The organism is Actinoplanes sp. L3-i22, assembly GCF_019704555.1.
Taxonomy (GTDB): Bacteria; Actinomycetota; Actinomycetes; order Mycobacteriales; family Micromonosporaceae; genus Actinoplanes.
In genome coordinates this window covers 7031489-7056511 of the sequence record NZ_AP024745.1, presented here as the reverse complement: position 1 = coordinate 7056511, position 25023 = coordinate 7031489, and the positions used below count along the sequence as shown (strand labels likewise).

General features: G+C 71.5%; 26 protein-coding genes and 1 pseudogene. 17 read left to right on the top strand and 10 right to left on the bottom strand.

Annotated features, from left to right (window positions below):
- The first annotated feature begins 456 nt into the window (after nucleotides 1-456).
- On the top strand, nucleotides 457-1305 hold the full coding sequence (locus L3i22_RS31750; RefSeq protein WP_221321175.1) for an NAD(P)-dependent oxidoreductase: 849 nt from the start codon (nucleotides 457-459) through the stop codon (nucleotides 1303-1305).
- A 63-nt stretch (nucleotides 1306-1368) separates the two neighbouring features.
- On the opposite strand, the gene L3i22_RS31745 is transcribed toward L3i22_RS31750, so the two are convergent.
- The gene (locus tag L3i22_RS31745; protein WP_221321174.1) at nucleotides 1369-1923 is read right to left on the bottom strand and encodes a TetR/AcrR family transcriptional regulator; all 555 of its coding nucleotides are present in this window, start codon (nucleotides 1921-1923) and stop codon (nucleotides 1369-1371) included.
- Nucleotides 1924-1996: 73 nt separating this feature from the next.
- On the opposite strand from L3i22_RS31745, the gene L3i22_RS31740 reads away from it, so the two are divergent.
- Nucleotides 1997-3187: an alpha/beta hydrolase gene (locus tag L3i22_RS31740; RefSeq protein WP_221321173.1), complete on the top strand. Its 1191-nt coding sequence runs from the start codon at nucleotides 1997-1999 to the stop codon at nucleotides 3185-3187.
- A gap of 36 nt (nucleotides 3188-3223) precedes the next feature.
- Here the strand turns inward: L3i22_RS31740 and L3i22_RS31735 are convergent, their stop codons facing one another.
- Nucleotides 3224-4909, bottom strand: a complete 1686-nt coding sequence (locus L3i22_RS31735) for a hypothetical protein (RefSeq protein ID WP_221321172.1) — start codon at nucleotides 4907-4909, stop codon at nucleotides 3224-3226.
- 98 nt (nucleotides 4910-5007) lie between these two features.
- Nucleotides 5008-6045, bottom strand: coding sequence for an NAD-dependent epimerase/dehydratase family protein (locus tag L3i22_RS31730; RefSeq protein WP_255657314.1), 1038 nt, complete (start codon nucleotides 6043-6045; stop codon nucleotides 5008-5010).
- A gap of 123 nt (nucleotides 6046-6168) precedes the next feature.
- Between L3i22_RS31730 and L3i22_RS31725 the strand changes: the two genes are divergently transcribed.
- The 7 genes and pseudogenes from L3i22_RS31725 (at nucleotide 6169) to L3i22_RS31695 (ending at nucleotide 12162) form a co-directional block, all read left to right on the top strand.
- Nucleotides 6169-6837 carry a glycosyltransferase family 2 protein gene (locus L3i22_RS31725; RefSeq protein WP_221321171.1) on the top strand — a complete coding sequence of 223 codons (669 nt, stop codon included), beginning with the start codon at nucleotides 6169-6171 and terminating at the stop codon, nucleotides 6835-6837.
- A pseudogene (locus L3i22_RS54695) lies at nucleotides 6834-7433 on the top strand (TIGR04282 family arsenosugar biosynthesis glycosyltransferase); the annotation flags it as partial. The gene L3i22_RS31725 and the pseudogene L3i22_RS54695, both read left to right, overlap by 4 nt.
- A 473-nt stretch (nucleotides 7434-7906) precedes the next feature.
- Nucleotides 7907-8518, top strand: a complete 612-nt coding sequence (locus L3i22_RS31715) for a class I SAM-dependent methyltransferase (protein WP_370644552.1) — start codon at nucleotides 7907-7909, stop codon at nucleotides 8516-8518.
- Nucleotides 8519-8604: 86 nt separating this feature from the next.
- Nucleotides 8605-10056, top strand: a complete 1452-nt coding sequence (locus L3i22_RS31710; protein WP_370644262.1) for a molybdopterin-dependent oxidoreductase — start codon at nucleotides 8605-8607, stop codon at nucleotides 10054-10056.
- Nucleotides 10053-10460 (top strand): hypothetical protein, encoded by a 408-nt coding sequence (locus L3i22_RS31705; protein WP_221321167.1) that lies wholly within the window; start codon nucleotides 10053-10055, stop codon nucleotides 10458-10460. The genes L3i22_RS31710 and L3i22_RS31705 overlap by 4 nt, the downstream gene beginning before the upstream one ends.
- Before the next feature lie 9 nt (nucleotides 10461-10469).
- Nucleotides 10470-11165: a response regulator transcription factor gene (locus tag L3i22_RS31700; protein WP_221321166.1), complete on the top strand. Its 696-nt coding sequence runs from the start codon at nucleotides 10470-10472 to the stop codon at nucleotides 11163-11165.
- Nucleotides 11158-12162, top strand: a complete 1005-nt coding sequence (locus L3i22_RS31695) for a sensor histidine kinase KdpD (protein WP_221321165.1) — start codon at nucleotides 11158-11160, stop codon at nucleotides 12160-12162. Before L3i22_RS31700 ends, L3i22_RS31695 begins: the two co-directional genes overlap by 8 nt.
- Before the next feature lie 18 nt (nucleotides 12163-12180).
- Here L3i22_RS31695 and L3i22_RS31690 read toward each other — a convergent pair whose 3' ends face one another.
- A complete protein-coding gene (locus tag L3i22_RS31690) occupies nucleotides 12181-13014 on the bottom strand; it encodes an inositol monophosphatase family protein (protein ID WP_221321164.1) in 834 nt (277 codons plus the stop codon).
- 151 nt (nucleotides 13015-13165) lie between these two features.
- Here L3i22_RS31690 and L3i22_RS31685 point away from each other — a divergent pair, with 151 nt between their 5' ends.
- On the top strand, nucleotides 13166-14182 hold the full coding sequence (locus L3i22_RS31685) for a Gfo/Idh/MocA family protein (RefSeq protein ID WP_221321163.1): 1017 nt from the start codon (nucleotides 13166-13168) through the stop codon (nucleotides 14180-14182).
- 18 nt (nucleotides 14183-14200) lie between these two features.
- The gene (locus L3i22_RS31680) at nucleotides 14201-15262 is read left to right on the top strand and encodes an SIR2 family protein (protein WP_221321162.1); all 1062 of its coding nucleotides are present in this window, start codon (nucleotides 14201-14203) and stop codon (nucleotides 15260-15262) included.
- A 6-nt stretch (nucleotides 15263-15268) separates the two neighbouring features.
- On the opposite strand, the gene L3i22_RS31675 is transcribed toward L3i22_RS31680, so the two are convergent.
- Both L3i22_RS31675 and L3i22_RS31670 read right to left on the bottom strand, forming a co-directional pair.
- On the bottom strand, nucleotides 15269-15643 hold the full coding sequence (locus L3i22_RS31675) for a hypothetical protein (protein WP_221321161.1): 375 nt from the start codon (nucleotides 15641-15643) through the stop codon (nucleotides 15269-15271).
- Nucleotides 15644-15846: 203 nt separating this feature from the next.
- On the bottom strand, nucleotides 15847-16548 hold the full coding sequence (locus L3i22_RS31670; RefSeq protein ID WP_221321160.1) for an SDR family NAD(P)-dependent oxidoreductase: 702 nt from the start codon (nucleotides 16546-16548) through the stop codon (nucleotides 15847-15849).
- A gap of 127 nt (nucleotides 16549-16675) precedes the next feature.
- On the opposite strand from L3i22_RS31670, the gene L3i22_RS54430 reads away from it, so the two are divergent.
- Entirely contained in the window at nucleotides 16676-17617 is a 942-nt protein-coding gene (locus tag L3i22_RS54430; protein ID WP_221321159.1) for a LysR family transcriptional regulator, read from the top strand.
- On the opposite strand, the gene L3i22_RS31660 is transcribed toward L3i22_RS54430, so the two are convergent.
- Nucleotides 17586-18155, bottom strand: a complete 570-nt coding sequence (locus tag L3i22_RS31660) for a TIGR03086 family metal-binding protein (RefSeq protein WP_221321158.1) — start codon at nucleotides 18153-18155, stop codon at nucleotides 17586-17588. The two genes, L3i22_RS54430 and L3i22_RS31660, sit on opposite strands and share 32 nt — an antisense overlap.
- Nucleotides 18156-18342: 187 nt before the next feature.
- Between L3i22_RS31660 and L3i22_RS31655 the strand changes: the two genes are divergently transcribed.
- Nucleotides 18343-19002: a 2-phosphosulfolactate phosphatase gene (locus tag L3i22_RS31655; protein WP_221321157.1), complete on the top strand. Its 660-nt coding sequence runs from the start codon at nucleotides 18343-18345 to the stop codon at nucleotides 19000-19002.
- A 152-nt stretch (nucleotides 19003-19154) separates the two neighbouring features.
- Here the strand turns inward: L3i22_RS31655 and L3i22_RS31650 are convergent, their stop codons facing one another.
- Nucleotides 19155-19790, bottom strand: a complete 636-nt coding sequence (locus tag L3i22_RS31650; protein ID WP_221321156.1) for a pyridoxal 5'-phosphate synthase — start codon at nucleotides 19788-19790, stop codon at nucleotides 19155-19157.
- 142 nt (nucleotides 19791-19932) lie between these two features.
- Between L3i22_RS31650 and L3i22_RS31645 the strand changes: the two genes are divergently transcribed.
- From L3i22_RS31645 to L3i22_RS31635, 3 genes are all read left to right on the top strand, one after another.
- Nucleotides 19933-20340: a YciI family protein gene (locus L3i22_RS31645; RefSeq protein WP_221321155.1), complete on the top strand. Its 408-nt coding sequence runs from the start codon at nucleotides 19933-19935 to the stop codon at nucleotides 20338-20340.
- Nucleotides 20337-21473, top strand: coding sequence for an RNA polymerase sigma factor (locus tag L3i22_RS31640; RefSeq protein ID WP_221321154.1), 1137 nt, complete (start codon nucleotides 20337-20339; stop codon nucleotides 21471-21473). The genes L3i22_RS31645 and L3i22_RS31640 overlap by 4 nt, the downstream gene beginning before the upstream one ends.
- A gap of 173 nt (nucleotides 21474-21646) precedes the next feature.
- Entirely contained in the window at nucleotides 21647-22855 is a 1209-nt protein-coding gene (locus L3i22_RS31635; RefSeq protein WP_221321153.1) for an oxygenase MpaB family protein, read from the top strand.
- A 7-nt stretch (nucleotides 22856-22862) separates the two neighbouring features.
- Here the strand turns inward: L3i22_RS31635 and L3i22_RS31630 are convergent, their stop codons facing one another.
- Nucleotides 22863-24026 (bottom strand): TetR/AcrR family transcriptional regulator, encoded by a 1164-nt coding sequence (locus L3i22_RS31630; RefSeq protein WP_221321152.1) that lies wholly within the window; start codon nucleotides 24024-24026, stop codon nucleotides 22863-22865.
- Between the two features lie 101 nt (nucleotides 24027-24127).
- Entirely contained in the window at nucleotides 24128-24436 is a 309-nt protein-coding gene (locus L3i22_RS54690; protein ID WP_221330251.1) for a DUF397 domain-containing protein, read from the bottom strand.
- A 137-nt stretch (nucleotides 24437-24573) separates the two neighbouring features.
- Here L3i22_RS54690 and L3i22_RS31620 point away from each other — a divergent pair, with 137 nt between their 5' ends.
- Nucleotides 24574-24963 carry a VOC family protein gene (locus tag L3i22_RS31620; RefSeq protein WP_221321151.1) on the top strand — a complete coding sequence of 130 codons (390 nt, stop codon included), beginning with the start codon at nucleotides 24574-24576 and terminating at the stop codon, nucleotides 24961-24963.
- The last annotated feature ends 60 nt before the right edge of the window (nucleotides 24964-25023 follow it).

Below are 25023 nucleotides of genomic sequence, written 5' to 3'. Positions count from 1 at the left end.
CGTCGACGATCGCGTCGACCGCAGGAGCAGTAGGTCCTCGGTGCTGCGGTCTTGCTGCGCCGACGGGTCCTGGGCTCGTTGCTGACGGAGCGGATCTCCTCGTCCAGCCACCGACCGGTGTCGTTGTCGGCGGCACCGGCCGCCGCGTTACGTCCAGACCTGGTCGCTGTTCGCGGGTGCGGGCGTGGGCGTGGGTGCGGGTGCTGTTCGCGGCCGCGGACGTGGGCGCGGTTTGCTTTCGCGGGCGCGGGCCCGGGCGCTGTTCGCGGCCGTGGGCATGGGCGCGGTTTGCTTTTGCTGTACGCGGGCGCGGGCGCGGGCCCGGGCGCTGTTCGCGGCCGTGGGCATGGGCTTCGGCGCGGTTCGCTGTTTGCTGTTCGCGGCTGGGGTTCCGTCACCCGTGGGCGCGGGGATCTGGCGTAGCCTGAGGATCCGATCTTGAGGGTGGGAAGTGACATGGCGCGCATCGCGGTGACCGGTGGCAGCGGCAAACTCGGCCGCGTCGTGGTCCAGGAACTCGTCGACCACGGGTTCGAGGTGGTCAACCTCGACCTGGTCGCGCCCCGCGAGCCGGCGTGCCCGTACATCCGGGTGGATCTGACCGATTATGGCCAGGTCGTGGAGGCGCTGACCGCGATCGACAGTCGCTACACCGGGATCGATGCCGTCGTGCACCTCGCCGCGATCCCGGGGCCGGGCGTCGTGCCGAACGCGGCGACATTTGCCAACAACATCACGGCGAGCTACAACGTGTTCGCCGCCGCGCGGGCCGCCGGGATCCATCGGGTGGTGTGGGCATCCAGCGAGACCCTGCTCGGGCTGCCGTTCGACACGCCGCCGCCGTACCTGCCGGTCGACGAGGAGTACGCGGCGCGCCCGGAGACGTCGTACTCGCTCGCCAAGCACCTGGACGAGCAGATGGCCGCGCAGTTCTGCCGGTGGAATCCTTCGCTGACGATGGTCGGGCTGCGCTTCTCCAACGTGATGGAACCTTCCGACTACGCCGCCTTCCCGGCCTTCGACGCCGATCCGACGCAGCGGATCTGGAACCTGTGGGGCTACATCGACGCTCGCGACGGCGCCCAGGCAGTCCGGCTCGCCCTCGGGTATGACCGCCCTGGGGTGGAAATTTTCGTCATCGCCAACGCCGACACGGTGATGAGCCGCCGGACCGCCGACCTTGCCGCCGAGTACTTCCCAGAGGTCCCGGTCACCCGGGAACTCGGCGACCACGAGACTCTGCTCTCCATCGACAAGGCGCGCCGGCTGCTCGGCTACGACCCCCAGCACACCTGGCGGAGCTGAGGTCCGTCCTGGTCGGCAAGGAGTCTGCGTGGAACGGCAACCCTCGCGCGATGCGGGGCGGGGTCAGCCGGGTGCGTGGCTGAGGGTGGCGAGGACCATGCTGACCAGGGCGTCTACGTCGGGGGTGGACATCGGGGTGCCGGTCATTCCCAGGCGGTGGAGCAAGGTGCCGACTACTACGTCGATGAAGAAAAGCACCCTCTGCTCCGGCTCGTTCAGGACCTCCTGGAGTGCCAGCCGGTAAGGGTCCTGCATCTGGGTGGAAAGAATCTGGCGTAGGTCCGGGTCGTTCACCGCGTCCGTGAAGACACCGGCGAACGCGGCGCCGATACCCGGCTCGCCGATCTTCCCGGCTATCCACCGGATCGCCGACGCCAGGATCTCCGCTCGGTCGGCGCCGGTCAGTGGGGCCGGGCCGAACGCGTCCACCAGGCATGCCGTGATCAGGGCGCCCTTCGTAGGCCAGCGGCGATAGACCGTCGTCTTGGCGATGCCGGCCGCGGCGGCGATGCGGTCCACCGTGGCCCGGGCGTAGCCGAGCGAGTGCACCGTCTCCAGGGTCGCGGCAAAAACGGCGGCGTCGATGCCGGAGCGGGGACGGCCGGGCGGTCGAGGCATGGTCACACCCTATCGAGTTGTGCTACTTCTAGTATCGATACCTAAAGTAGCGTTACTTGATCGGGGAGGGTCCATGAGCGTGCGATTGCTGAAGGCGCTACGGAAGGAACCGGACTGGTCGGCGATGTCCGAGGCGGAACTGATCACCTTCCAGCAGGCGGAGAATCGGCGCCGCTCCGCCCCGCTGACCCGTTTGATCAGCGGATTCCCGGCCCGGCGAGTCGCGATCGGTTGGAAGCGGCTGACCCTGGGAGATGGCGAGCTACCGGATCGGAGGGTGCCGGGTGGGGAGGTGCCGGACCGGGTGGTGCCGAGCGGGGAGGCACTGGACTGGGCATTGCCGGGCGCGGAGTTCGCGGATGGGGTGACGCCGCGCGAGGAGGTGCCGGGCCGGAGGGTGCCGGGTGGAGTCGTGCCGGGCGGAGACCTGTCGGACCGAGTAGTGCCGGGCGGCGACCTGCCGAGCCGGAGGGTGCGGGGTGGAGCGGTGCCTGGCCGGACGGTGTCGCTTCGGGTGTATCGGCCGAGGGTGAAGGCAGGCGATCTGCCGCTGGTGCTGCACGTTCATGGCGGTGGGTTCGTCGGGACCGCCGTGCAATGCGACTGGATCAGCAGCCACGTCGCCGCGCGGCTGCCGGCCGTCGTCGTCTCGGTCGAGCATCGCCTGGTCAGCGCCGGGACGCCGCTCTCCGCCGCGGTCGACGAAGGCTGGGACGTCTTGCACCACGTGGTGCAAGACGCCGCACGGTGGGGCGTGGACCCGGCCCGGGTGGCGGTCTTCGGCGAGAGCGCGGGCGCGCTGGTCGCCGCGATGGCCGCGCTGCGCGCACGGGACGAAGGGCTCGACCTGCGCGCGCAGGTCCTGGTCAACCCGTGCACCGACCTGACGGAGACGGCGCTCGACTACCCGTCCATGAAGGAATTTACCGACAGCCCGATGCTCACCGTGCCGCAGATCGTTTTCTTCCGCCGGATGGCGGTTTCCGACGGAAGAAAGATTTCGCCGCTGTACGCCGATGACCACACCCGTCTCGCGCCGGCGCTCGTGGTGGTACCCACCGCCGACCCGGTTGCCGATCAGGGGCGCGCCTACGCCGAGCGGCTCCGTGATGCCGGCACCCCGGCGAAGCTCGTCGAATATCCCGGCGCCCCGCACGGGTTCCTCAGCCTGCCCGGCCTGGTGCGGCAGGCCCGCCCGGCCCGCGCCCATATCATCGGCTTCCTTCAGGAGAAGCTCCGTCGGGTACCCGCGGAGATGCGCTGATCAGGGTGATGACCGACCTGGCGGGGGAACGGGGATCTACCAACTCGTCAGGACCAGATGGTTCACCACCAGCGCGGTCGCTGCCTGCCAATACAGCCAGGTGCGGCGATCCCTGGCCGGCAGCAAAGCCGCCGCGGCCGGTAGCCAGATCGCGAACGGTAGCCAGATGCGCTCCACCTCGGCCTTGCTCAGCCCGGACAGGTCGGCCGCGACGACTGCGGCGACCGCGCCCAGGCACAGCAGCACCGGGGGTGTCCGGGCCGTCCGCAGTTGCACGACCGCCCGGCGCAGGATCACGGCGGCGGCCGGCCCGGCACTGACGGCGAGTGCCGCGAGATTGCCCCAGACCCAATATGTGTACGGCCGTGCGCTGGCCAGCCCCTGGTAATAGCGCACCTTGACCAGGCGGTAGCCCTCCAGCCAGTCGAACCCGAGCCCAGTCATCAGGGCTACCACCAGCGCTGCTCCGACAACGGCGCAGGCGAGCCGCGACAGTTGTCGCACCGTTGTCGTGCCGGCCGCCGGGGACGTTGCCCGTGGCAGGCGCCGCGCTCGCGCCGCATCGGTTGTTCCGGAGGCCCGCCGCGGCCGAACCGGGTCGAGAGTGGTGGTCGCCGGGGCCGGCTGGGCTGGGTTGGTTGCCGGTTGTGGCGGTGTCGGACCGGTTGTGGCGGTTGCCGGCGGTGCAGTGCCGGTTGTGGCAGTTGCCGGCCGGGCTGGGTTGGCCGTAGCGGTGGCTGCCGGTCCTGGCCGCATCGGATCAGCTGTCGCGGAGGCCGGCTGCGGCGGCGCCGGTTCGGACGAGGGCCCCGGCGCGGCCGGGGTGGGTGTGAGCCGCTGTGGGGCCGGGGTGGCCGGGAGCCGCTGACGTTGCCATGCCGCGACCGTGACCGCCGCCGCGGGCAGCGCCAGGAGGATCAGGCCGTAGGAAAGATACGCGCAGGCGGCCAGCCCGGCCCCGCCGAGCCCCGCGCACCACCACGACGGCCGGGTCAGACCCACCGCGAGCAGCGCCAACGCCGTCGCCGCCACCCCCATGAACAGGCCGTCCGCGGACACCCCGACCCACACCGCACCCGGGAACAGCACCAGGAACGGCAACGCGGCCCGGCCCGCCGCCTCGTCACCGAGGGCACGCAGGGTAACCGCGACCGCCACCGTCGCCACGCAGCCGACGAGGACGCAGAGCACCGCGGCCCAGCCTCCCCCGTGCAGGCCGAGCCGATCCAGGCCGACGAAGACCAGCAGTACGCCCGGCGGGTGCCCGGACACGTGCGTGGTCCAGTTGTCCGGCGAGAAGAGCAGGATGTGACCGGTGAATCCGCGCAGCATGGCGTGGACGTCGGTGACCCCGGGCACTTCGGTCAGATACTCGAACGGTGTCGTCAGCCGCCCGGCCACCCCGCGCTGCCAGCCGTCGACCAGGGCGAGCGCGAACGTCCACGCCACCGACGCCACCCACCCGGCCAGGAGCAGCCGCCGCCACGGCATCCGATCGGCGAGCACCGGTCCCCAGTGGATCACCGCCACCGCGACGGCCAGCGCGAACGGCGTGCCCGGCCCCACATGCGGCAAAAAGTGCCCGAACAGGGGAGCGGCCGGCGCGTGCACCGGATGCCCCGCCCAGCCGAACGCCGCCCCGACCAGCACCGCGACCCCGACCAGCACGAACGCCGCTATGGCAGCCCACCGGTCGGGGCTCAGCCGCGCTGCGGGGCGCATGCGAATACGCCCCGCAGGGCGCGTGCGAAGACGGCCACCGGTACGCGGGCGAAGACGGCCCGCTGTCAGCCGAGCTCTGCCGGCCCGGAAGGCCGGGATCAGCCGCGCAGCGGGGCGCATGCGAACTCCTTCAACCCGGCACCCGGCCCGACCGCCGCCCGGAACCCGAGCTCCCGCGCGGCCCGATCAGGCGACGCCACCACGTGCCGCACGTCGCCGAGCCGGAACTTCCCGGTCACCACCGGCCGCTGCCCACCCACCGCGTCGGCGAGGATCCCGGCGACCTCGCCGATGGTCACCGGCTCCCCGGACGCGACGTTGTAGGCGCGGAAGCCGGGCACCGCCGAGAGCGCCGCCAGGTTTGCCGCCGCCACGTCCGTGACATGCACGAAGTCCCGTCGCTGCCCGCCGTCCTCGAACACCTGCGGTGCCGCCCCACCTTCCAATGAGGACCGGAAAATTGCCGCCACCCCGCTGTACGGCGTGTCCCGGGGCATCCCCGGCCCGTACACGTTGTGGTACCGCAGCGCCGCCACCGAACCGCCGGCCTCCCGCGCCCACACCGCCGCCAGGTGCTCCTGCGCCACCTTCGTCGCGGCGTACACGCTGCGCGGATCGAGCGGCGCCTCCTCGCCGACCAGGTCGGTCCCGAGCGGCCGCCCGCACTCCGGGCAGGGCGGCTCGAACCGGCCCGCCTCCAGAGAATCCGGCGTACGCGGCCCCGGGCGCACCGGCCCGTGCACCTCGCACCGATACGCGCCCTCCCCGTACACCACCATCGAGCTGGCCAGCACCAGCCGCTTCACCCCGGCCGCGCCCATCGCCGCGAGCAGCACCGCGGTGCCCAGGTCGTTGCAGCCCACGTACTCCGGCAGGTCGTCCGGCCCGGCCCCGAGCCCGACCAGCGCCGCCTGGTGCAGCACCGCGTCGACCCCGCGCAGCGCCGCCCGCACCGCGGCGCCATCACGCACGTCGGCCCGATGCAGTCGCACCCCGTCCGGCACCGGAGGCGGCGCGTCCCAGACCGCCGGATGGCCACTGTCCAGCACGGACACGTCATAGCCGGCCGCCAGCAGCGCGGCGGTCACGTGCGAGCCGATGAAGCCGGCGCCGCCGGTCACGAGGAGATGAGTCACGACAGCGACCGTAGGGCCGCGGACGGCTCCCGGCAGCCGTCCGGGCCGATCCGTCAGCGGTTCGTAAGGTCTGCCGCCGACGTCCGTACTTCGTAAGATTTTTCCTTCCTGACCAGGGATAACTTGCCGTTCATGACCGATGTGGTGTTGCCCTGTCTGAACGAGGCCGCGGCGTTGCCGTGGCTGCTGGCCCGGATGCCGGACGGCTACCGGCCGATCCTGGCCGACAACGGCTCGTCCGACGGCTCGCCCGAGGTGGCCCGCTCGTTCGGTGCCCGGGTCGTCGACGTGCCGCGGCGCGGTTACGGGGCGGCCGTGCACGCCGGGCTGCTCGCCGCCGACCCGGCCGACGGCGTGGTGTGCGTGATGGATGCCGATGGCTCGTTCGACCCGGCCCAGTTGCCGCTGCTCGCCGACCCGGTCCGGGCCGGCGACGTCGACCTGGCCTGCGGGCGGCGCCGGCCGACCACGGCCGGCGCCTGGCCGCCGCACGCCCGGCTCGGCAACGCGGTGCTGGCCCGCCGGATCCGTCGCGAGACCGGCGTGCCGGTGCACGACATCGCGCCGATGCGGGCCGCACGCCGCGACGCCCTGCTCGCGCTCGGCCTGACCGATCGCCGCTTCGGCTACCCGTTGGAGCTGCTGCTGGCCGCGGCCCGTACCGGTTGGCGGATCACCGAGACCGATGTCGATTATCGCCCGCGGGCGTCCGGCACCCGGTCGAAAGTTACCGGCACGGTGCGCGGCACCCTGCGGGCCGTCGCCGACATGCGGGCGGTGCTGGCCCGATGATCCAGCTGCTGGTGATGGCGAAGGCGCCGGTCCCGGGCCGGGTCAAGACGCGGCTCTGCCCGCCGTGCACCCCGGAGCAGGCGGCCGCGATCGCGGCGGCCGCCCTCGAGGACACCCTCAAAACCGCAAAAAAACTTTCTTTCGTACGGCATACGCTGGTCATCGAGGGTGCCCACCCGGCGCCGAGCGGCTGGGCGCTGGTCCCGCAGCGTGGGGACGGACTGGGCGAACGGCTCGCGAACGCGTTCGCCGACACCGCGCTCCCCGGAGTCCCGAGCCTGCTGATCGGCATGGACACCCCGCAGGTGACCGTCGCCCTGTTGCGCGACGCGGCGGAGGCGCTTTGCCGCGCCGGGTCCGTGCTCGGACCGGCCGACGACGGCGGATGGTGGGCGCTGGGCCTGAGCGACCCGGCTGATGCCGCGGTGTTGCCGGACGTGCCGATGTCAGCCGCGGACACCGGTGAGCGCACTCTCCGGGCGCTCCGGGCACGCGGAGTACGGCCGGCGCCGCTGCCCGGCCTGCGCGATGTCGACACCGCCGCCGACGCACTCGCGGTCGCAGCCGCATGCGAGCCCGGCCACCGCTTCCCGGCAATCGTCGCCGACACGATCGGCCGGTCAATACCGGACAGAAGTGATTCCGCCCCCGGAGCGAAAACAAGTGCCGCAAAAACAACCACCACAACAGCGAGCGCGGCAAAAATAGCCACCGCGAGAGCGAGCGGTGCGAAAACAACCGCTGCGGGAGCGAACCTGGCGAAGACAACCGCCGTGGAAGCGGCCGGGGCAAAAACAACCACCGCGAGAGCGGATGCGGCGGAGACCACCGCCACCGCCACGGGAGTGGGGGCGGCGAAAACAACTGCCACCGGAGTGGGTGCGGCGAAGACAACTGCCGCGGGAACGCGTGCGGCGGAAACAACCGCTGCGGGAGTGGGTGCGGCGAAAACGATCGCCGTCGGGGCGGGCGCGGCGACGACAATTGTTGCCGGGAGCCGCTCGTGACCGCGCCTGCCGTTGTCTGCCCACCTGGCGACCGGGCCGCTCTCGATGCCTTCGACCGGGCGCTGCACCGGGCGGCGGCCGGGTATCCGAGTCCGCTGATCCTGCGGGACGCCGGCGGGCGCGAGTACCGGATCGACGCGGCTGACTGGTGTGGCGCGCATCGGCCAGGCGACGACGGTCTGCTCGACCGGTGCGCCGGCGCGACCCTGGACGTTGGCTGCGGGCCCGGCCGGCTCACTGCGGCGCTGCTGCAGCGGGGACGGACGGCGCTCGGTATCGACGTCAGCGCCGCCGCCGTGCGGCTCACCCGGGACCGCGGAGCTCTGGCCCTGCGCCGGGACGTGTTCGGGCCGCTGCCGGGGCATGGCCGTTGGGAGCACCTGCTGCTGGCCGACGGCAACATCGGTATCGGGGGTGACCCGGTTGCGCTGTTGCGGCGCTGCCGGGAACTGCTCGCGGTGGGCGGTCGCGTCCACGTCGAGTTGTCCCCGCCCGGTGCCGGAAGTTGGGCTGGTCCGGCCACTCTGCACACCGGGGGTGCCGCTTCCGGGGCGCCGTTGCGCTGGGCTCAGGTCGCCGCCGATGAGGTGGTCCGCCCGGCGCGGGCGGCTGGCCTGCGCCTGGCCGCGAGCTGGTCCGAGGAGGGGCGATGGTTCGCCAGCCTGACCGCTTGAGCCATCTCGGGCGCTTGAACCGTCTCGGGAGCTTGAGAGGCCTCGGGAGCGTCAGACGTCTCTGGAACATGAGAGGGCTCGGGAATGTGGCACGCCTTGGAAGCACGGGACCTCTCGAGCGTGTGAGACGCCTTGGGAAGGTGGGACGTCTTGCGGGCGTGGGACGCGTGGAACGGTTGAGGCGGCTTGGGAGTTGGCTGAACCAACCGCCGGTGCGTCCGGAGTCGTTTACGTCGCCGCTGCGGTCCACGCGGCTGACCAGCCAACTCGGGATCGCGCTGGGGATCGCGTTCGGGATCTGCTTTGTCACCGGCCTGTACAGCCACGTGCTGCAGCATCCGCCCGCCTGGCTGTGGCTGCCGTCCCGGCCGGCTGGGCTGTACCGGTTCACGCAGGGCCTGCACGTCGCGACCGGGCTGGCTACCGTGCCGCTGCTCGGCGCGAAACTCTGGTCGGTCTATCCGCGTCTGTTCGCCTGGCCGCCGGTCCGCGGCGTTCTGCACGCCGCCGAGCGGATCAGCGTCGCGGCGCTGGTCGGGGCGGCGCTGATCCAGCTGGTCAGCGGCGTGTTGAACATTGCCCACTGGTACGGCCCGATGCCGTTCTTCTTTACCGACGCCCACTACTGGGTGGCCTGGGTGGTGACCGGCGCGCTGGTCAGCCACATCGGGGTGCAACTGCCGGTGGTCCGTGAGGCACTGCGCCGCCAGGACGTCACCGAAAGCCGCCCGAGCGTGGTCGAAAGAAACCGCCAGCATGTCGAAGAAAAGAACCGTCAAAGCGCCACCGAGAACCGCCGGGGCGCCGTCGAAAGAAACCGTCAGCGCGGCGTCGAAGACCGCCGGGGCGCCGTCGAAGAAAGCCGCCGGGGCGTCGTCGAAAACAGCCAGGACATTACCGACGGCAGTCGGGGCATCGCCGAAAGCCGCCGGGACCCCGCAAACGAGCGCCGGAACTTTCTGGTGGCGATCGGTGTCGCGGCCGGGGTGATCACGCTGGCCACGCTCGGCCAGACCGTCCGGTTCCTGTCCCCGATCGCCCTGCTCGCGCCCCGCCGCCCCGGCACCGGACCGCAGGGCCTGCCCGTCAACCGCACCGCCGCCTCGGCCGGGGTCCGCGACGCCGCGCTGCACCCGGACTACCGGCTCACCGTGACCGGTTTCGGACGGACTGTCGCACTTAGCCTCGCCGACCTGCAGGCGCTGCCGCAGCACACCACGGTCCTGCCGATCGCCTGCGTCGAGGGCTGGAGCTCGGTCGGGACCTGGACCGGCGTACGGATGAAGGATCTTTTGGGTTTACTCGGAGCCGACCCCGGCGACTGCACCGCGGAGGTCGAGTCGCTGCAGGCGGGCGGCCGTTATCGGACATCCGTCCTGGAGGATCCGGCCGACGCGCGGGCCCTGATCGCGCTGCGGCTCGGCGGTGAGCCGCTCGCGCTCGACCACGGCTTCCCGGCGCGGCTGATCGCGCCGAACCGGCCGGGCGTCCTGCAGACCAAATGGGTCGGCCGGATCGTCGTGCGGAGGGCGTCATGAGACGTCCGCTGATCGGCGCGGGGTTACTGATCATGGGGTACGGCGTGCTCGGGGCGATCCTCGACGCCGACGTCAACCTCGTCGGCGTCCTGGTGTTCGGCGCCGTGCTTCTGGTGCTGCACGACGGATTTTTCCTTCCACTGGTCGCGGGCGTGGGCCGGGTGCTGCGCCGGTTCGTCCCGGCGCGCTGGCAGGCGACCGTCCGGCTCGCGGCGATCACCGACCTGGCGGTGATCGTGGTGGCGCTGCCGCTCGTGCTGGGCTTCGGGCGGGACGCCGGCAATCCCACGGTGCTGCCCCGCCCGTACGGGAAAGGCCTGCTCTTGATTTTGATCTTGGTGCCGTTGGTCGCTCTGACGTGCCGTAAGGGAATCGAAAGGTTCCGCGGGGCGCGGCGTCGGTAGCCTGCGAGGGTGACCCACCAGGTGCTCGTCGTCGACGACGATCCGACCGTCAGCGACGTCGTGCGGCGCTACCTCGAACAGGACGGCTGCCGGGTGCGGCTGGCCGCCGACGGCCTCGCCGCGCTCGCCGCCGTCGACGCCGAACGCCCCGATCTGGTCGTCCTCGACCTGATGCTCGGCGGCATCGACGGCATCGAGGTGTGCCGCCGTCTCCAGCGTGACCAGCCCGGACTCCCGGTGGTGATGCTGACCGCGCTGGGCGAGGAGAGTGATCGGGTGCTGGGTCTGGAGGTCGGCGCCGACGACTACGTGACCAAGCCGTTCAGCCCGCGCGAGCTGACCCTGCGCGTCCGGTCGGTGCTGCGGCGGACCGCGCCGGCCGTCCCGCCGCGCCCGGCGCTGCTGCGCGACGGTGACCTGGTCGCCGACACCGGGCGGCGGACCGCCGAACTCGGCGGGCAGACCCTCGCGCTGACCGTGCGCGAGTTCGACCTGCTGGAGTTCCTGCTGCGGAATCCCGCCCAGGCGTTCTCCCGGGCGGAACTTCTCGACAAGGTGTGGGGCTGGCGGTTCGGCGACCAGTCGACGGTCACCGTGCACGTCCGCCGGCTGCGGGAGAAGATCGAGACCGATCCGGCGGCGCCCGCCCGGCTGGTCACCGTGTGGGGCGTCGGCTACCGGTACGAGACGGCCGGCCATGCGTGACATCCTGCTGATCGGCCTGTACTCGCTGGCCGCCGGCGCTCTCGTCGGGCTGGCCGGCGCCGGCGTGCTGCGGCTGCTGCGCGGCCGGTCGATCGCCGTGCACGTCAGTGTGCTGTTGGTAATTACCGTCACCGCGGTCGTCGCCGGTGTCGTCACGGTCGCCCGGGCGATGTTTCTTTCCGCCCACGACATGCAGGTGGTGCTGCTCACCGTGGTCGCGTCCGCGTTGGTCAGCCTGGGCCTCGGGACCGTTTTCGGGCGGCGGCTGGCGGCCGCCGCGATGTGGGCCGCCGAGGCCCGCGACCGGGAACGGCGGATGGAGGCCGGCCGCCGCGACCTGGTCGCCTGGGTGTCGCACGACCTGCGCACCCCGCTCGCCGGGCTGCGCGCGATGACCGAGGCGCTGCAGGACGGCGTGGTCACCGACCGGGCCACCGTCGCCGAGTACCACCGGCGCATCGGCGCCGAGACCGGCCGGATGAGCGGGCTGGTCGACGACCTGTTCGAGCTGTCCCGGATCCACGCCGGGGCGCTGGTGCTGACCCCGACCGTGCTGCCGCTCGGCGACCTGGTGTCCGACGCGGTCGCCGCGGTCACGCCGATCGCGCTCGGGCGCGGCATCCGGGTCGTCGCGGCCGGCGGGAGCTGGCCGATCGTGTCCGGCGGGGCGGCCGAGCTGAACCGGATCGTCAGTAACTTACTTACCAACTCGGTGCGGTACACGCCGGCCAACGGGACCATCCACATCGAGGCCGGGCGGGACACCCGGGAGGTGTGGTTCGCGGTGTCGGACAGCTGCGGCGGGATCCCCGAGGAGGATCTGCCGCGGCTGTTCGACGTGGCGTTCCGGGGGACGCGGGCGCGGACCCCGGACGGGGCCGGCGGGGGTGGGCTCGGGCTGGCCATCGTGCGCGGGCTGGTGGAGGCGCACGGCGGGCGGGTCCGGGCCGGCAACATCGCCGGGGGCTGCCGCTTCGAGGTCCGCCTGCCCGCGTAGCCCGCGCCCCGCCGATCATCAGCGGCCGAGGAGCCAATCGGTCGTGTCGGCCGGGGCGACGAGCACGCTGTCCAGGACCGGTTCGGGCACGTCCAGGCCGAGCCGGAGCGGGAGCTGGTCCCGGCCGTCCCGGTCGGTGACGCGCAGGCCGGCGGCGCGGGCCAGGCACATCCCGGCGGCGCCGTCCCAGATCTTCTGGCGTTCCCGGTAGAACAGGGCGAACGGCGTGAGCGCGGGCGCGGTGACCGCGCGCAGGTCCACGCACGTCCGGACCAGGTCGAGGGTCTGCGAGGTGGCCTTCTCCTTGATCGTCCAGCGGTCGGCGGCGAGCCGCTCGTCGGCGAACTGGGCGCCGGCCGACGCGCTCCGGGTGACCGACGCCTCGCGGATCCCGCGCGGCACCGGCGCGGCCGGCCCGCCGTTGACGGTGACGGGCGCGCCGTCACCGTCGACCTGGATCCGCACCGCCGACCGGTCCGGGCCGATCTCCGGTGCCAGTACCAGCGTGGCGACCGGGATGCCGTCCTCGACCAGGCAGATCACGCTGCAGAACTCGGTGGCCCCGGGCCGGATGAACTGGCTGGTCCCGTCGATCGGGTCGACGACCCAGACCCGCCCGGCCCAGGACGCCCGCTCGGGATCGTCCCGCCCCTCTTCGGCGACGATCGGGGCGCCGGGGTCCGCGGCGCGGATCAGGGCGACGATGCTTTCCTGCACCGCGAGATCGGCATCGGTCAGGAAGGTGTCGTCGGGTTTGCGGCGCACGCCCACCTCGGACAGTCGCCGCCGCCACTCCCGCAGCTCCGGGAGGACCCGATCGGCCATCTCGGCCCACAGCCCGGCAACGTCCATCCTCGCAGCGTACGACAGGATCAACCGGCCGCCGGTGTGCCGGAGCGGGTGGCACGTGATGTCGTCCGTCCGGCGTAATGGCACGTCCAACTCTCTCGATCGCCGGGGTGGACGTGGTAAGCCCTAGAGAGATCTGGGGGACGGGGGCATCGTGCCGGCTACCAACGTGGCGATCATCGGGTGCGGCGGCATCGCGGCCCTCTCGCACGTCCCCGCCCTCTGGCGCAATCCCGACGACCTGACCATCCGGTACCTCTGTGATCCGGACCGGTCCCGTGCCGAGGCGCTGCGGCTGCGGTGCCGGATCCCGCCGTCCGCGATCGCCGACGTCGACACGGTTCTGGCCGACGACGAGGTGGCCGGCGTGATCATCGCGGCCTGGCCGGCGAGCCATCTGCGGCTGGCCCTGGCGGCGATCGCCGCCGGCAAGCACGTGATGGTGCAGAAACCGGTGGCGTTCACCGCGGCGGACGGCGCCACGCTGGTGGCGGCCGCGACCGCGAGCGACCGCAACGTGCTGACGCTGCCGCTGGTCGAGTTCGTCCCCGGCGTCCAGGAGCTCGCCGGGCTCCTCGCCGGCAGCGCGCTCGGGGAGATCAGCTTCGTCCGGGTCCGGGTCAGCATCCCCGGGCCGGTCGACTACCACCGCGACGTCCGGCGGTTCTTCCACGAGCCGGTGGACGACCCCGGCTCCATCTTCGACCCGGCGTACGCGCTCGGCATGGGCTGTTCCGCCGACATGGGGCCGTACGCCCTGTCCCTGGTCCACCACCTGTTCGGCCCGGCCGAGCTGGTCGGCGTGCGGAAGAGCGCCCCGGCCCTGGAGCACATGTTCCTGCTCTCGCTGATCCTCCCGGACTCGGGCGCCCTGTGCTCGGTCGAGCTCGGCTGGTCCCAGTACCCGTCCGGCGAGATGTGCGTGGTGATGGGCTCGCGGGGCACGGCCACGGTCTCGATGACCGGGCAACTCACCCTGAATCCCAGCGAGCCGGACGGCGCCGGTGCCACCGCCCCGTTCCGTCCCGGCGCGGTGCTGCCGGCCGATCCGGCGGCCGCCCAGGACCGCTGGCTGGACGCGATCCGGGCGGGCAAGAGCCGCGCCTTCGACCGCAGTGTGCTGGCGGCGAGCTGGACCGCCGGCATCCTGGAGCAGATTCGGGACCGCTGACGGACGGGCCGGTGGCAGATGGCGGAGGACTACACGCAGGACCCGAATCTCACGGTTCTGGCCCAGGAGATCGAGACCGGGAAATGCGTGGTGTTCCTGGGCGCCGGGATCTCCATCGCGGCCGGGCTGCCGTCCTGGGCCGACCTGGTCCGGCTGATGCGGGCCCGGGCGAGACTCACCCGGGAGTACAGCAACCTGCGCACCGCCGACCTGTGCCGGCAGGTGCTCGGGGCGCGCGCCTTCACCGAGCTGATCGCCAAGGAGATCGGCCGGGTCCGGGACCCCGGCATCCTGCACACCAAGATCAGCCAGTTGCCGGTCAGCCTCTTCGCCACCACCAACTTCGACCAGCTGCTCGAACGGTCGCTGCGGACCACCCGGGGCGCCGACCCGCGGGTGTTGTCCCTGCACGAGCCCGGACCGTGGCGCTACATTCCGGAGTCACCGGCCGAACCGTGGGTACTCAAGGTGCACGGGTGCATCGGGCACAGCCGGGACCGGCTGATCCTCTCCGAGGACGACCTGCTGTCGTTCAGCACCGCGTACGAGCAGGTGGAGCGGGGTCTCGGCGAACTGCTCGCCCGCCGGCCGGTGCTGTTCCTCGGCTACTCCCTGACCGACTGGGACCTGCTGAACGCCCTGCACCAACTGCGGTTCCGGCTCGGCGACGACACTCCGAACGGCTACTTCGTCGGGTACGGCCTCGAACTCCCGGAGAGACGATTTCTTGAGCAACGGTACGGTCTGCGGACCTTCGACGTCGCCGGCAACCACGCCACCGACCAGACTGCGGCGTGGGCCCAGTTCCTGGACGACGTGATGGAGCACTTCCAGATCCCGCTCTGGATCCGGCGCCTCGCCACCGAGCTCGGCGGTCACGTCGACGGCCGCCCGGGGATCCTCGACGACCCGCTGACCACGATCTTCCCGGACTTCGACGTGACCGCGGCGTCCCGGTTCATCGTCCGGGTGCAGTGGGAGCTCGGTGTCGACCTGCCGATCGAGAAGATCATCGGCGAGGCCCTGACGATCCGCGAGTTCCTCGCCCTCACCCGCACCCAGGGCGACCGCAGCACCTAGGTGCCATCAGTGGGCATCGATGCGTGGGGAGACGTGGTAGTGGGCGATCGCGCCCGCGCGGACGACCACGGTCAGGCTGACCGGGAGCGGCGGGCGGAATTCTTCGGCGAAACTGAAGTCCGCCGCGATCCAGCCCAGGACGACGTCGTCGGCGAGCTGTTCCGCCGTCACGATGCGGTAGTCGACGGTCATGCCGAGTGGCTGGGACTCGTAGTAGGCGGCCACCCCGGGGCGGCCGACGCTGTAGGGCCGCAGGCCCTGGAAGACCGCGTCCACGGTGAACAGGGCGGCGACCCGGTCGAAGTCGTGCACGCCGATCGCCTGTTGCCAGGCGTCGAGTACGTCCCGCAGAGCCTTTTCGGCATAGGTGCGAGTGGACATCATTGTCTCCAAACCAAAGAACAGATTTTAATTCACTTTTTCCTATGTCCGCCGGGGTACAGATCGTCGCTCCCGCGGGGACCCTTCCGGGCCTCGCAGGGCGCTGGCGCGCCCAGAACGCGAGGCCCGGAAGGGCGACGTCCGTGGCTGGTGGCGGTCAAACCAAAACCCGGCCCGGTAAGTGGCCGCGACCGGAAGAAGAATTAATGACCCGCGCTCTGGCCGCCGTCGACGTGCAGGATCTCGCCGGTGACGAAGGTGGCGTTCTCCAGGAAGAGAATGGCGTCGGTGATCTCGTCCGGCTCGGCGAGGCGGCTGATCGGGTGCAGCCCGGCGAGGAACTCGTGCGTCTCCGCCGGGTGCATCGGGGTGCGCACGATGCCGGGCGCGACCGCGTTGAACCGGATGCCCTGGCCCGCGTATTCGACCGCGAGCGATCGGGTCGCCGCGTTCAGCCCGCCCTTGGTGAGCGCCGCGAACGAGGCCGGCACGCTGCTCAGCGCGTGATCGATCAGGCTGGTGGTGATCGTGATGACGTGCCCGCCGCCCTGTTCCAGCATCGCGGCGATCGCCGGCTGGGTGACGCTGACGAATCCGCGCAGATTGACGCCGGCCACCGCGTCGAAATCGTCGGCCGTGTAATCGGTGAACGGTTTCGCGATGAAGACACCGGCGTTGTTCACGACCGTGTCGATGCGGCCGAATTCCGTCAGGCCGGCCTCGATGACGCGGGCGCCGACCGCCGGATCGGCGATGTCACCCGGCACTGCGAGCACCCCGGGGTCGTCCGATGCCGGAATGGTCCGCGAGTTCGCGACCACGTTCCAGCCGAGCTTGCGGTAGGCGGCGACGGTGGCGGCGCCGATGCCCTGCGAAGCCCCGGTGACGACGACAACCTTCGACATTTTCGTGCTCCCTCGATGAGCTGGAAGAACCTTTCTGCCAAGACCATCTCTCGGGATACGGACGTCCGGCACGACCGGCTTCCTCTCGGCTGAGAGGCCCGGCCTATCAGCGTCTTAAGCTGGGCCGATGGAGCTACGTCAGCTGCGGTACTTCGTCGCGGTCGCCGAGGAGCTGAGCTACGCGCGGGCGGCCGAGCGCCTGCGGATCGCCGGGCCGTCGCTGTCGCAGCAGATCAAGACCCTGGAGCGGGACCTCGGCACGCGGTTGTTCGACCGGGACCGCCGGACGGTCGCGCTGACCCCGGCCGGGGCGCTGTTGCTGCCGCGCGTCAAGGCCCTGCTCGACCAGGCCGACGAGCTGCGGCGTACGGCGACGGGCCTGTCCGCCTCGGGCCCGGTGCGCCTGGGCTACGTCAATTGGCGTCCCGCGGACCTCGAGGAGCAGGTCGCCGGGACCGCGCAACTGATCGTGGACGCGTGGGTGCTGCCCTCGCACGCCCAGGCCGCCCGGGTCGTCGAGGGCGGCCTCGACCTGGCGATCTGCTGGGTTCCCGCGCCGGTGCTGGCGCAGGAGAAGCTGGAAGCACGGCTGCTCGGTGCCGACCGGCTCTACGCGATCAGCACCGGCTCCGAGACCGGCCCGGTCCGCGCCCGGGACACCGTCATCATCGTCGACGCGGACGAGAACAGCTGGTCGTCCTGGAACCGCTGGGCCCTGGCGCTGGCCGCCGAGACCGGCGCGACGGTGGAAAATGTCGCCGAGGGCGGGTCGACCGGGCCGGCGTTCCACCACCACGTGCGGCGGCTGGGCCGCCCGGTCGTCAACAACCCGAAGAGCCAGACCGTGCCGGTCCCGCCGGATCTGGTGGCCCGCCCGATCCATCACCCGGCACCCTATTGGACCTGGTCACTGGTGTCGCGGGGGGACGAGCCGCGGCCGGTGGTCCGGGCCGCGGTGGCGGCGCTGACCCGGGCCGTCGACCGGCACTGCCTCGACGACCCGGACGCCTGGCTGTCCCCGGAGGATCCGCACCGGGTCAGGGAGTCCACTCCGGATCGCGGCCGATGAAGCCCAGCATCCGGGTCTGGGCGTCGGAACCTTCCTTCACCGGCACGGCCGGGCCGTACTGCCCCGACGAGCGGATGATCTCCTCCATCGGCTCCATGCCGGCCAGCAGCTGCGCGCAGAACTCCGGGTCGAGGTGCTCGTCCTGGCCGGTGGCGCGGGCCAGGTCCCAGGTGTGCATGAACACGTCGGACGTGTAGAACTGGTCGATCGCCCGATCCAGCGGCAGCTCGCCGAGGTGCGGGTTGGTCAGCACGCGGCCGGCCGTCGCCGGGTCGTCGAGCACGGCCTGCACCGCGTCGCAGTGGGCCTGCCACGCGGCGACCGGATCGTCGTCGACCGACGGCCCGGCCGGGAGCCGGACGTCGGAGCCGCCCGCCAGGAACGCCGGCAACCACTCGATCAGGTGACGCGGGACGTCGCGGGCGGTCCACCCGGCGACCGGGGCCGGCGCATCCCACGACTGGGCGCCGCGCACCCGCTCGGTGAACCCTCGGCCGATCTGCCGGTGCCGCTCAGCGGGCTCGTCGGGCAGTGCCATCGGTGACCATCTCCTCGGTGTCTCGCCGGGTAGAAAATCTTTCAACCCAGCAGTTGAAAGTCAACGTATGTCGCGGGCTCGCCGATGTCAACCGACAAGTTGAAACCGCTGATGAACGACCGTTGTGAGATCTCCGTTGCGGGAGAGGCCTCGGTGGCGAACGATCACTGCTGTGTCGATCACGGGGATGGATGAGGTCGTTCCGGCCGGCACGGTCGTCGTCGTCATCGACGTCATCCGGGCCTTCACGACGGCCGCGGTCGCCTTCGAGCGCGGCGTGACGGAAATTTCCTGCGCCCCGTCGGTCCGGGGCGGCCGGGATCTCCGGCGGCGGTACCCGGACCGGTTGCTCGTCGGGGAGGTCGACGGGCTCAAGCCGGCCGACTTCGACTTCGGGAACTCGCCGCTCGAGATGTCGGCGGCGGAACTGCGCGGCCGGCGTCTCATTCAGGCTACGTCGAACGGCACGGTCGGCCTGGCCCGGGCCGAGAGGCCGGTCGCCCTGCTCGCGGCGTCGGCGCGCAACGTCAGCGCCACCGCTGGCTGGATCGCGCGCCACCATCCCGGAGTTCCGCGGACGCTGATCTGCACCGGCCGTACCGCGGAGGATCGGGCCTGTGCGAACTACCTGAACGATCTTCTCGACGGTGGAGCGCCGGAACGCGCCGACTTGGTCGCGGGCATCGTGGCCGGTGCCGCCGAGCACGAGCGGGCCTACGCGCTACTGCCCGAGCGCGCACGCGTAGACCTGTCCGAGGATCTCGCCTTCTGCCGGGATGTCGACCGATCACCGTTCGCCATGGTCGGCGAAGTCCGCGACGATCACGTAGTCCTCACCAGAGCCTGACGGCGAAGAAAATCACCTGCGACTGGCAACGAAGGAAATTACCTGCGGCTGGCAACGAAGGAAATTACCTGCGGCTGGCAACGAAGAAAGTCACCAGGGGCTGGGGCCGAAGGAAGTTGGCGGCGGCTGAGGCCGGAGGAAATTTCCAACGGCTACGGCCAGAGGAGCTCACGGCTCCAGCCGGCAGCAGCGCGGATGTAGCGCAAGCGCGTGTGCTTGCGCTGCTTGTCGCCCTGCCAGAACTCGACCTCGCTCGGGGCGAGCGTGTAGAGCGTCCACTCCGGAATGGCCCGCCCGGCCGGGAGGTCAACCGCGGCAAGCGCCTTGTCGAGGTCGGCACGGTCGTCGAGCGGCTGACTCTGGCGCCCCAGCGACGCCTCCGCGCGGGAAGCCGGCGGCCGGGCCAGGAAATCGGCGGCGCTCTCGGCGGGAGATGCGGCCCGGACCGGACCACGCAGCCGGATCTGCCGAGCCTGCGCCGGCCAGTGGAACGTCAGCGCCGCAGCCGGGTGACGCACCAGATCCTGACCCTTCGGACTGGCCCCGTGCACCGCGAACTGCCACCCGTCCGCGTCGACATTCTTCACGATCAAAATCCGTGCCGACGGTATGCCATCAGCCCCGACCGTCGACAGCGTCGTCGCGTGCGGCTCCCGCACCCCGGCCGAGACCGCCGCATACAACCAGGTCACGAACAGCTCGTCGGGCCGGCCCGGAGCCCCGGACGGGTTGAAGCTGGGCAGTTCGCCGGCGAACACCGGCAACGCCCGCAGGTAGTCACGGATCATGAGGGCGACGCTAAACCCGTACCCTCAGGTCGGGGTCAAGGAAAATCTTGAAAAGATTTTGCCGGGGGATGTCGAGAACCCGTGTGCGGCTCCGTCCCCGGGGCAGAGAACCACCGAGGACGAGCACCGAGGAGACAACGAGATGGCCAAGTACCTGCTGCTCAAGCACTACCGTGGCGCCCCGGCTCCGGTCAACGACGTGCCGATGGACAAGTGGGCGCCGGAGGAAATCACCGCCCACATCCAGTACATGAACGACTTCGCGGCCCGGCTGGAGGCGAACGGGGAGTTCGTCGACGGTCAGGCCCTGGCGCCGGAGGGAACCTGGGTGTCCTACGACGGCCCCGGGCGCCCGCCGGTCACCGACGGTCCGTTCGCCGAGACCAAGGACCTGATCGCCGGCTGGATGATCATCGACGTGGACAGCTACGAGCGGGCCGTCGAGCTCGCCGGCGAGCTGTCGGCCGCGCCCGGCGCCGGTGGCAAGCCGATCCACGAGTGGCTCGAGCTGCGCCCGTTCCTGACCGAGCCGCCTACCATCACGGAATGAACGCGGAGCTCCTCCGGAGTCTCACGCCCAGCGTGATCGGGGTCCTCGTCCGCCGCGGAGCCGACTTCGCGGCGGCCGAGGACGCCGTCCAGGACGCGCTGGTCGAGGCGGTCCGGGCCTGGCCGGACGACCCGCCGCGGGACGCCAAGGGCTGGCTGGTGACGGTCGCCTGGCGGCGGTTCCTCGACGTGGCGCGGGCGGACACCGCCCGTCGCCGGCGCGAGGACCTCGTCGACCAGGAGCCACCGGCCGGCCCGGCCGCCGCGGCCGACGACACGCTGCGGCTGTACTTCCTGTGCGCGCACCCGTCGCTGAGTCCGTCGTCGGCGGTCGCGCTCACCCTGCGGGCCGTCGGCGGGCTGACCACCCGGCAGATCGCCGACGCGTACCTGGTGCCCGAGGCGACCATGGCGCAGCGGATCAGCCGCGCCAAGCGCACCGTCGCCGGGGTCCGCTTCGACAAGCAGGGTGACGTGGCGACCGTGCTGCGGGTGCTCTACCTGGTGTTCAACGAGGGCTACTCCGGCGACGTCGACCTGGCGGCCGAGGCGATCCGGCTGACCCGGCAGCTGGTGACCGTCATCGATCATCCGGAGGTGGCCGGGCTGCTCGCCCTGATGCTGCTGCACCACGCCCGGCGCGCGTCCCGGACCGCGCCCGACGGCAGTCTGGTGCCGCTCGCCGAACAGGACCGGAGCCGGTGGGACACGGCGCTGATCGCCGAGGGCGTGAACGTCCTGCAGCTGGCGCTGTCCCGCGACCGGCTGGGGGAGTTCCAGGCGCAGGCCGCGATCGCGGCCCTGCACGCGGACGCGCAGACCGCGGCGGAGACCGACTGGGTGCAGATCGTCGAGTGGTACGACGAGCTCGCCCGCCTGACCGGCAGCCCGGTGGTCCGCCTCAACCGCGCGGTGGCGGTCGGCGAGGCGGACGGCCCGCGCGCCGGCCTGGCCGCCCTGGCCGAGCTGGACGCGACGCTCCCGCGCTGGACGGCGGTGGCGGCGTATCTGCACGAGCGCGACGGCGACCTGGCGACGGCGGCGCGGCGCTACGCCGAGGCCGCCCGCAAGGCCACCAACGCGTCCGAACGTGATCACCTGAACCGGCAGGCGGCCCGGCTCAACGCCCGCTGACCCTGCCGGCGGCCTGGCTTCGGAGATCGAGAAACTTCGACCCTTGCCGGTTCCCTCAGGCCCGTCTATGTTAATGGAAAATCACACACCGGATAACACCGAAACACGCTCGTATCGCAGCCACGAGCCGGTGTTCAAGGCGATGACGGGCCGACCGGGAAAGAGGTAAGCGAATGCAGAATCTCAGCAGAAGGCGCGTCCTGACCCTTGGTGCAGCGCTGGGCCTGGCGGGCGTCGCGGAGCCGTCCGCGGCCTGGGCGTGGTCGTCGAAGGACTCGATCGCCGCGACCGACACGATCACCGATCCGTGGAGCGTCTGGGACGACGCCACCGACCCGCTCGTCGCCTCGCTCCTGGACAGCGGGCAGATCCCGGCGGTCAACACGGCGTTCGAGACGTGGGTGAACAACGGCGACGCGCTCCCGGCCGGCCTGCCCGCGAACCTGGCCGCCTACCTGCGGCAGGTCAACACGCTGCCGTCGTGGGCCGACCCGGTCAAGCTGGAGCGCGCGGCCCAGTTCAACAAGCGCATGAGCATGTACCTGTTCCTGCTGTACGGCCTGGGCAGCGGCATCATGAGCACGGTCATCCCGCGCGAGGCCCGCAACGTCTACTACTCGGCCGGCGGCGCCGACATGCAGTCCCGGGCGGCGAAAACCTTTACCTACGGGTACGACCTGAGCGCGATCGACGCGTTCAAGCCGACCGGCCACTTCGTCGTCACGTCGAACAAGACCCGCCTGACCCACGCCGCCGTGCGGCACCTGCTGCCGCAGTCCCCGGCGTGGCGGGCGGTCACCAACGACCAGGACTTCATCCCGATCAGCAACGGCGACATCCTGGTCACCTTTCACAGCCTCGGCACCTACGTGTACGGCAAGCTCAGCTCCTGGGGCATCCGGATCTCGGCCGCCGAGTCGGACGCGTTCCTGCACATGTGGCAGGTCGCGCTGCACCTGCTCGGGGTGCGCGACGACTTCATCCCGGCCAGCTGGGCGGCGGCGAAACAGCAGTCCGCGTACGTGCTGACCCCGATCATGGCGGCCACCCCGGAGGGGGTGAATCTCGCCGACGTCCTGCTCGGACTCGTCTCGCAGGTGGACCTCGGCGTCACCCAGGGCTTCCAGCGCGAGTTCGCGCGGTACGTGCTCAGTGACAAGATCGGGGACTGGCTGAAGCTGCCCCGCGACTACGCCTCCCGCACGTTGATCGAGGTCGGGTGGCCGGCGTACGTCGCGTTCCGCGAAGGCCTGTCACCGATCATCCCGACCGGGTTCTCGCTGTTCGACCAGTTCGTGCGCGGTCTGGCGATGCTGTTCCTGAACAACGGGACGTCGACCAGCTACACCCCGATCACCATCCCGACCGGGAACCGCCCCTGAAACTTTCTTACAGGGTCAGCGCGCCGATCACCAGCGCGGTCACCGCATCACGATGGGCGGGCGTGTTCTGCCAGCGCAGGGCACGCCCGGCCTCGACCACCACGCCGAACCCGGCATGCACCAGCAGCCGGGTCTGGCGCGCGTCCAGATCCGGCCGCGCCCGGCGCAACTGCTGCTCCCAGACCGCGATGTGCTCCCGCTGCGCGAGGATCAGCGGCCGCTGCAGCCCGGCCGGCAGCCCGGCGATCTCCGCCTCGGCGACGCTGGTCAGCGCGTTGTGCTCGAAGCTGTAGGCGACGTAGGCCGCGGCCAGCGCCACCACGGTCGCCCGCGGCCCGGCGGCCGGGTCCAGGCTCCGGTCCACCGCCTGCGCCAGCAGCCCCGCCGCCTGCAGACACGCCGCCGCCAGGATGTCGACCTTCCCGGGATAGTGCCGGTAGATCGCCGACGGCGCGAGCCCCACCGCCTGCGCGATCTGCACGTTCGTCACATTGGCGAACCCGTCCCGCGCGAACAGCGGGATCGCCGCCGCCAGGATCTCCGCCCGCCGGGTCCGCGGCACCGGCCGCTCGGGCAACTGGACCACCAGGGCACTGCCCGCGGCCGCCGCCGGATCCGCCGTGACCACCCGCAGCGCCGAGGTCAGCAACAGATCCTCGATCCGCCGCTGGGCGATCGAGGTGTGATGCATGGCGATCGATCCGATCGCGCCGAGCGCCGCCACCGCCCGCAGCCGGTCGTCGGGCCCCGGATGCTCGCGCCGCACCATCTCGGTCATCCGCTCGACGACCTGCCCGAACTTCGCGCGCAGCGTCCGCCGATCGGCCGGCTCCAGGTACCGGGCCTCCCACCGGTACAGCCCGCCCGAGGCCCGGTGCGCGACCGTCACCCGGATGACGGCGGTGAACACGTCGGCCAGGCTCGCCTCCGGAGGCGCTTCGGCGACCGCCGCGACCAGCCGATCCACCATCACGTTCGCGCACTCGGCGAACAGCGCGTACTTGTTCGGGAAGTGCCGGTACAAAGCGGCGGCACTGATCCCGACCCCGGCGGCAATTTCCTCCATCGAGGCCGCGTGGTAGCCCCGCTCGCTGAACACCTGTCCGGCCGCCTCGATGATCAACTGCTTGCGGTTGCGGGGGCGGGTGGCCGCGGTCGGCTCAGCGGTCATGCGTGCTAGTCAATCACAGCCCATCAGGCAGGACGCCGCTCCATCACGCGGTCCGCCGCCGGGCCGCTTCCGGCCGGGCTTCCCCATTTCGCCGTACGGCGTCAGCCGGTCACGCCGAATTCGCCCCGCTTGACCCCGGCCAGGAACGCCGACCACCGATCGTGCGTGGAGACCAGAACTCCGCCAGCACGGTTCTCGGTGTCCCGGACAGCGACGGTGTCCGCGAGGTCGTCGGCCACCTCCACGCAGTCGCCATCACGGCCTGATCCTGGAACGACGGCGGTGGCGGCGGCGACGACGGCGACGGTGGCGGCGACGGCGACGGCGGCGGCGGCGGTGGCGGCGGCGGTGGCGGCGGCGGCGGTGGCGGCGGCGGTGGCGGCGGCGACGGTGGCGGTGGCGGTGGCGATGGCGATGGCGATGCGGGTGACTGGCCCGCCTCGGCTGATGGGCTCGTCCGAGAGCGGCCCGATGAGGGGCCCAGGCGGGGCCGGGCCGGGACGGGCATTGCCAGGGTTCGGGCCCTCGACGGCTCTAGGCTGGTGGTATGCGGATCGACCTGGTGGCGCTGATCGTGGACGAGTACGACCCGGCCATCGCGTTCTTCACCGGCGTGCTCGGGTTCGACCTGGTCGAGGACTCGCCGTCGCTGACCACCGACGGGCTGCCCAAGCGCTGGGTGGTGGTCCGCCCGCCCGGCGCGCAGACCGGGATCCTGCTCGCCCGCGCCGACGACGAGGACCAGCGCGCCGCCGTCGGCGACCAGACGGCCGGCCGTGTCGGTTTTTTCCTTCGCGTCGACGACTTCGACGCAACCTACCGGCGGATGTCCGAGGCCGACGTCACGTTCGTGCGCGAGCCCCGCGCCGAGCCGTACGGCAAGGTCGCGGTCTTCCTGGACATCGCCGGCAACCGATGGGACCTCCTGGGGGACTAGCGGCACGTAGATCTCGCTGTGACCGCGGTGGACGCGCACGACGAAGTTGCGTGGTGCCGA